General features: G+C 69.4%; 10 protein-coding genes. 1 reads left to right on the plus strand and 9 read right to left on the minus strand.

The window, feature by feature from the left end; translation table 11 throughout:
- The 3 genes from AC5RV2_RS13035 to hisI form a co-directional block, all read right to left on the minus strand.
- Window positions 1-336, minus strand: a 336-nt coding sequence (locus AC5RV2_RS13035; protein WP_494092677.1) for a Trp biosynthesis-associated membrane protein, incomplete at its 3' end; no start/stop codon positions are given.
- Window positions 333-1904 (minus strand): anthranilate synthase component I, encoded by a 1572-nt coding sequence (locus AC5RV2_RS13040; protein ID WP_494092678.1) that lies wholly within the window; start codon window positions 1902-1904, stop codon window positions 333-335. The genes AC5RV2_RS13040 and AC5RV2_RS13035, both read right to left, overlap by 4 nt.
- Window positions 1905-1958: 54 nt before the next feature.
- Window positions 1959-2399, minus strand: a complete 441-nt coding sequence (gene hisI / locus AC5RV2_RS13045) for a phosphoribosyl-AMP cyclohydrolase (RefSeq protein ID WP_494092679.1) — start codon at window positions 2397-2399, stop codon at window positions 1959-1961.
- A gap of 107 nt (window positions 2400-2506) precedes the next feature.
- Here hisI and AC5RV2_RS13050 point away from each other — a divergent pair, with 107 nt between their 5' ends.
- Window positions 2507-3151 carry a TIGR03085 family metal-binding protein gene (locus AC5RV2_RS13050; RefSeq protein ID WP_494092683.1) on the plus strand — a complete coding sequence of 215 codons (645 nt, stop codon included), beginning with the start codon at window positions 2507-2509 and terminating at the stop codon, window positions 3149-3151.
- Window positions 3152-3177: 26 nt separating this feature from the next.
- On the opposite strand, the gene hisF is transcribed toward AC5RV2_RS13050, so the two are convergent.
- The 6 genes from hisF to AC5RV2_RS13080 all read right to left on the minus strand — a co-directional run.
- The gene (gene hisF / locus AC5RV2_RS13055; protein WP_493999587.1) at window positions 3178-3948 is read right to left on the minus strand and encodes an imidazole glycerol phosphate synthase subunit HisF; all 771 of its coding nucleotides are present in this window, start codon (window positions 3946-3948) and stop codon (window positions 3178-3180) included.
- Window positions 3949-3965: 17 nt separating this feature from the next.
- Window positions 3966-4811 carry an ATP phosphoribosyltransferase gene (hisG, locus tag AC5RV2_RS13060; RefSeq protein ID WP_494067709.1) on the minus strand — a complete coding sequence of 282 codons (846 nt, stop codon included), beginning with the start codon at window positions 4809-4811 and terminating at the stop codon, window positions 3966-3968.
- A gap of 96 nt (window positions 4812-4907) precedes the next feature.
- Window positions 4908-5171, minus strand: coding sequence for a phosphoribosyl-ATP diphosphatase (locus AC5RV2_RS13065; RefSeq protein WP_493977843.1), 264 nt, complete (start codon window positions 5169-5171; stop codon window positions 4908-4910).
- Between the two features lie 78 nt (window positions 5172-5249).
- A complete protein-coding gene (gene ribH, locus AC5RV2_RS13070) occupies window positions 5250-5735 on the minus strand; it encodes a 6,7-dimethyl-8-ribityllumazine synthase (RefSeq protein WP_494092680.1) in 486 nt (161 codons plus the stop codon).
- Between the two features lie 61 nt (window positions 5736-5796).
- A complete protein-coding gene (gene ribA / locus AC5RV2_RS13075; RefSeq protein WP_494092681.1) occupies window positions 5797-6447 on the minus strand; it encodes a GTP cyclohydrolase II in 651 nt (216 codons plus the stop codon).
- On the minus strand, window positions 6437-6685 hold a 249-nt coding region (locus tag AC5RV2_RS13080), incomplete at its 5' end, for a 3,4-dihydroxy-2-butanone-4-phosphate synthase (protein WP_494092682.1). The genes AC5RV2_RS13080 and ribA, both read right to left, overlap by 11 nt.

Genomic DNA, 6685 nt, shown 5'->3' on the forward strand with positions numbered 1-6685 from the left:
GGCGGAGATGCCGATGCCGGCCGCCGCCAGCAGCACGGCGATCACGATGCGGGCGATGCGGCCGGCGATGGAAGCGGCCAAGGCGGCGGCCAGGGCCACCAACGCCAGGGCCGTCACCGCGGTAGCGGCGTCGCTGCCGGGCACGCTCACGTCGGGGGTCTGTACCCGGGTCCCCGGGAATCGGGCCGTAAGCCAGGTTTGCGTCGTGGTGCCAAAGGCGGCGAGCGATATCACGACGGCGGCGAGCACCACGGTGCCCTTGCGCCGCCAACGCGCGGCGCCCGGCCGTGGCGCCGGTGCCGCGTCCCGGGCCGGAGTGGAGTTCTCTTCGCTCATTGCTGCCCCCTGACCGGTACGTGTGCCGGATTGGCCGGGTGGAGCCGCGCCGCCAGGGTCACTGCCCGCAGCGGCGCCGCCGCCTTGTTCACCGTCTCCAGCGCCTCGGCCTCCGGCTGGGAGTCGGCCACGATCCCGCCGCCGGACTGGACGTAGGCGACGCCGCCGCGCAGCAGCGCCGAGCGGATGGCGATGGCCATGTCCATGTCCCCGGCAAAGTCCAGGTAGCCGACGACGCCGCCGTAGATGCCGCGGCGGTGCGGTTCCAGTTCGTCCAACAGCCTCAGGGCACGGGGCTTGGGCGCGCCGGAGAGCGTGCCCGCCGGGAACGTCGCGGCCAGCACGTCGTAGGCGGTCTTGTCCGGAGACAGCCGGCCGACCACGGTGGAGACCAGATGCATGATGTGGCTGAATTTCTCCACCTCCATGAACTGCGTGACGTCGACGCTGCCGGGCGTGCAGACCTTGGAGATGTCGTTGCGGGCCAGGTCCACGAGCATCAGGTGCTCCGCGCGTTCCTTCTGGTCCGCCAGCAGCTCCTCGGCCAGCTCCTTGTCATGCTCGACGCTGTGCCCGCGGGGCCTGGATCCGGCGATCGGGTGGGTGATGACCTCGTCGCCGGTCAGGGTGACCAGCGCCTCCGGGGAGGATCCCACGATCGAGTAGCCCACGCCGTCGGCGTCTTCGAGGCTGAACAGGTACATGTAGGGGCTGGGGTTCAGGTTCCGCAGCACGCGGTAGACGTCGAGGGCCTCGGCCGAACATTCGGCCTCGAACCGGCGGGAGACCACCACCTGGAACACTTCGCCGTCGACGATGGCTTCCTTGCCGCGGTCCACGGCCGCCAAATACTTCTCCCGGGCCCAGCGGTGGGTCACGCTGTTCATCAGGTCAGCGGTTTCCAGGGCGGCGTCTTCCAGCACCGATACCTGCTGGGCGAGCGGTTCAGCGAGCTGCGCCAGCAGGTGCTTGGCCCGTTTGACGGCGTCCAGCCACGCCTCGTCCACGCGCTCGTCGCGGTTGTCGAAGTTGATGGCGTTGGCGATCAGTGTGACCGTGCCTTCGGCGTTGTCGTGCACGGCCAGGTCGGTGACCAGGTTCATGGCCAGTTCGGGCAGGTTCAGGTCGTCCTCGGGCGGGGACGTCAGCTTCTCCCAGTGCCGCACGGCCTCCCAGCCGACGAATCCCACCAGCCCGGACGTCAGCGGCGGGAGCGAGTCGAACCGTTCGGTCCGCAGCGCCTCCACGGTGGCGCGCAGGGCCTCCACCGGGTTGCCGGTGCGCGGCACGCCCACCGGCGGCTCCCCCAGCCAGTGCGCCTGCCCGTCCCTGGTCGTCAGAGTGGCCCGCGAGTTGGCACCGATGAAGGAATAGCGGGACCAGACCCCGCCGACGGCGGCCGACTCCAACAGGAAGGTTCCCGGCCGGGAATCGGCCAGCCTGCGGTAGATGGAAATGGGAGTCTGGTCATCGGCGAGCACCTTGATGGAGACCGGGATGACCCTGCGGTCGCGGGCAAGCGCGCGGAATTCCTCCAGGCTGGGGCTGATGACGCCAAGGTCCTGCATGCGTTATCTGTCTTTCGCTTCAGTGGCTGATACTGCGGTGGTCATGGGGCCCGTTCAGGTGCCGGATGCTCCTTGGCTGCCGTCCGGTCCGGCGCCGTGGCCGGCGACGGCGTCGAGGCCCCGGCCGTCAAAGCAGGTGCGGGTGCCGGTGTGGCAGGCGGCGCCGACCTGGTCTACCTGGACCAACAGGGCGTCGCCGTCGCAGTCCAAGGCCACCGACTTGACGAACTGCACGTGGCCGGAGGTGTCGCCCTTGCGCCAGTACTCCCGGCGCGAGCGCGAGTAGAAGGTCACGCGGCCGCTGGTCAAGGTGCGGTGCAGCGCCTCGTCGTCCATCCAGCCCAGCATCAGCACCTCACCGGAATCGAACTGCTGGACGATGGCGGCGACCAGGCCGGCGGAGTCGCGCTTGAGCCGGTCGGCGACGGCTGGGTCGAGGGCCGTTGCGCCGGCGGCGGACGGCACTGTTGCGGGGAAATCAGACTCGGAAGGCATCCCTACAAGTCTAGTGCCAAGTCCCAGAGGCTCCCGCCCGCGCCGGCACGGGCGCACGTACACATTTCTCGGCCCGCAGGCGACTTCTTCGTGCTAGGTTCAAGGTGATGCATTACGTAAATCCGTCCCGTGAAGTCCTGGCCGAGACCTTGCTGGCTGCCGGGCCGGATTCACCCACCCTGTGTGAGGGGTGGACGACCGCAGAACTGGCCGCCCATCTGTACATCCGTGAACACCGTGTGGGTGCCGCCCTCGGCCTGGCCTTTAAGCCGCTGGCCAGGGTTTCGGACGAGGCCACCCGCAAGGTGGCGGACACAGCCCGGGAACCGGCCGGCTACGCCAAGCTCGTGGAGGCTTTCCGCGCCGGCCCGCCGGCCTGGTCCCCGTTCAGGGTGCCGGCGGTGGACACGTTGGCCAACCTGGTGGAGTTCTTCGTCCACACCGAAGACATCCGCCGGGCAACCGACCGCTGGGCGCCGCGGGCGCTGGACGAGGATTATTCGGCGGCGCTGTGGGGCGACCTGATTAAGCGGGCAGCCTTGCTCTACCGGGGAGTGGACCTGGGCATCGTGCTGGTGCGTCCGGACGGCCCGCGGCACGTGGCCAAGCGCGCACCCGTCTCGGTGGCCATCGTCGGCGAACCGGGCGAACTGCTGATGCATGCCTCCGGCCGGGCCAGGCATGCCCTGGTCACCTTCGAGGGCCAGGCCGACGCCGTGGCCCTGCTGGACAGCGCCGAAATCGGCCTCTGACACTTCCGCTTCCCCGGCTCCCGGACTCAGCGGACCGGGTAGCCCGCGTCCCGGATCGCCTGTTTGACCTGCGCGATGGCGTCGTCGGGCCCGAAGTGGAAGACCGAGGCGGCCAGCACCGCGTCCGCCCCCGCGGCGACGGCCGGCGGAAAGTGCGCGGGCTTGCCGGCGCCGCCGGAAGCAATCAGCGGGACCTTCACCGCGGCCCGTACCGCCCGGATCATTTCCAGATCGAAACCGTCCTTGGTCCCGTCGGCGTCGATGGAGTTGAGCAGCAACTCCCCCACTCCACGGTCGGCCGCCTCGCGTGCCCACTGCACCGCGTCGATCCCCGTGCCCTTGCGCCCGCCGTGCGTGGTGACTTCGAATCCGGAGGCCACCGACGGATCGTCGGTCCGGCGGGCATCCAGCGAGAGCACCAACACCTGCGAACCGAAATGGCGGGTGATCTCGTCGATCACATCGGGCCGGGCGACCGCGGCGGTGTTGATGGCGGCCTTGTCCGCCCCGAAGCGCAGCAGTTTGTCGACGTCGGCGACCTCGCGCACGCCGCCGCCCACGGTCAGCGGGATGAAGACTTCCTCGGCGGTGCGGGCCACGACGTCGAAGGTCGTTTCGCGGTTGCCGGAGGAGGCGGTGACGTCCAGGAAGGTCAGCTCGTCGGCTCCGGCACGGTCGTACCGGTGCGCCAGTTCCACCGGGTCGCCGGCGTCGCGCAGGCCTTCGAAATTAATTCCCTTGACCACGCGTCCGGCGTCGACGTCCAGGCAGGGGATCACACGGATGGCAACAGTCATGGCTTACTCCGGGGCAGTCAGATGCGGCAGGCGTGGATGGTGCTGACCAGGATGGCACGGGCGCCGAGATCGTAGAGCTCGTCCATGATGCGGTTGGTCTGCGTGCGGCGGACCATCGAGCGCACGGCCACCCAGCCGGTATCGCGCAGCGGCGAAATGGTCGGCGACTCCAGCCCCGGGGTCAGCGCCGCGGCGGCGTCCACGAGGTCCTTGCGGATGTCGTAGTCCATCATGACGTACTCGCGGGCAACAATCACGCCGCGCAGCCGGCGCATCAGCACGTCCAGTCCGTTGGGCGGGGTCTCCCCGGCGCGGCCGATCAGCACGGCCTCGGACTTCAGGATGGGATCCCCGAAGATTTCCATCCCGGCGGCCCGGAGCGTATTGCCGGTCTCCACGACGTCGGCAATCGCGTCGGCTACGCCGAGGCGCACGGAGGACTCCACCGCGCCGTCCAGCCGGACGACGGAGGCGTCGATCCCGTGCTCAGCCAGGTAGCTGCGCAGCAGCCCGTCATAGCTGGTGGCCAGGCGCTTGCCGTTCAGCTGCGCGGCGCTGGTGAACTCGCCGAGCGGGCCGGCGAACCGGAACGTGGACGCCGCGAAGCCGAGGTTCATCAGCTCGACGGCTTCGACCTGCGCGTCCAGGAACAGGTCACGGCCGGTGATGCCGACGTCCAGGGTGCCGGAGCCTACGTAGACGGCGATGTCGCGGGGGCGGAGGAAGAAGAACTCAATGTCATTGTCGGCATCGGTCATGACCAGTTCGCGGCTGTCGCGGCGCTGGAGGTAGCCGGCCTCGCCCAGCATGGCGGAGGCGGCTTCGGACAGGGAACCTTTGTTGGGAACAGCTACACGCAGCATGGTGGTCTTTCTGGGATCGTCTCGGCCGCAGCAGGGCCTCGCAAGTGTGGAATCGGCCTGGGTCTGGGCGGGGCGCCGCGCACGGGCGGCGTCCCGCTACAGATGCTTGTAGACGTCTTCCAGCCGCAGGCCCTTGGCGATCATCAGGACCTGCAGGTGGTAGAGGAGCTGGGAGATTTCCTCGGCGGCGGCTTCGTCGGACTCGTGTTCGGCTGCCATCCAGACTTCGGCGGCCTCTTCGACGACCTTCTTCCCGATTCCGTGGATGCCGGAATCCAGCTCGGCTACCGTCCGGGAGCCCTCCGGACGCTGCTGCGCCTTTTCGCTCAGTTCCGCAAACAGGGATTCGAAGGATTTCACGCCCTTTAGACTACGTCAGGAGCGCGTGAGCGCGGCAAACCGCCGTTCCCATTGTGACGAAGGACTCCGCGCCGAGCTTTAGACGCCGAGGCCTCGGAGCGTGGCCGCGGTCGCCAGGGCGGCGGTCACCGCTTCGTGGCCCTTGTCCTCGCTGGAGCCCGGCAGGCCGGCGCGGTCCAGGCCTTGCTGCTCCGTGTCGCAGGTAAGCACCCCGAATCCCACCGGCGTGCCGGTCTGCACGCTGACACTGGTCAGGCCCTCGGTGGCGGCCTGGCAGACGTACTCGAAGTGCGGCGTCCCGCCGCGGATGACGACGCCGAGCGCCACCACGGCGTCATAGTGGGGTGCCAGCCGGGCGGCGGCGACGGGCAGCTCGAAAGCCCCGGGCACCCGGACCAGGGCCGGCTCCCCGATGCCCGCCTCGGTTGCCGCCCGCAGCGCGCCGTCGACCAGCCCGTCCATGATCTCGGTGTGCCAGCTGGCGGCGACGATGGCGAGCTTCAGCGCGCCGGTCTCCGCCTGCAGGCCGGTGATGTCGATGGTGGGTGCTCCGTGTCCGCTCATGTTCTTCCTTCGTGAAACTCTCGTCGGTGGTTGATTGTGTTTGCCGTGCCGGGCGCAGGCGTCAGCTCTGCTGCACGGGTGTTGTCTGCAGGACGGCCAAACGGTGGTCCATCCGGTCCCGCTTGGTCTCCAGGTAGCGGCGGTTCTGCTCCCGGAAGGGAACTTCCGCGGCCACCATTTCGACCACCTCGATGCCCAGCGCCGCCAGCATGCTGCTCTTGGCCGGGTTGTTGCTCAGCAGCCGGATGGCGCCGATGCCCATCGCCCGCAGGATCGCGGCGGCGGCGGAGTAGTCCCGCGAGTCCACGGGCAGGCCCAGCTGCTCGTTGGCCTCCACCGTGTCGGCGCCGGCTTCCTGCAGGGCATAGGCGCGCATCTTGTTGGCCAGGCCGATGCCGCGGCCCTCCTGCCCGCGCAGGTACAGGACCGTCCCGCCGTGCTCTCCGATCATGGCCAGCGCCTGCTCCAATTGCTCGCCGCAGTCGCAGCGGTAGGAGGCGAACACGTCGCCGGTCAGGCATTCGGAGTGCAGCCGGACCAGCGGTTCGGCCGCCGGACTGACCTGCGAGGTGATGCTCAGGTGCTCCACGCCGGTGGCGGCATCGGTCCACGCCTGGGCGGTGAAGCTGCCGAAGGCCGTGGGCAACTGGACCGCGGGCCCGCCCTCGACCGTGGCGGCCGGAGTCTTTTCGCGGATGTCCTTACCGTCCATGGTTCGCCGCCTTCGGCAGGCCGGCGGTGTCCGGGTTTCCGGCCAGGTGGTTGGCGAGGTCCTCGATCGAAACCAGCGGGCACCCGTGCTCGTCGGCAAAGGCCCGCAGCGCCGGCAGACGCATCATGTCCCCTTCATCGTGCACGAGTTCCGCGATGACGCCCACCGGCGCGCGCCCGCCCAGCCGGCACAGGTCCACGGCGGCTTCGGTGTGTCCGCGCCGCGCGAGCACCCCGCC

Source organism: Arthrobacter sp. Y3225116, assembly GCF_059091245.1.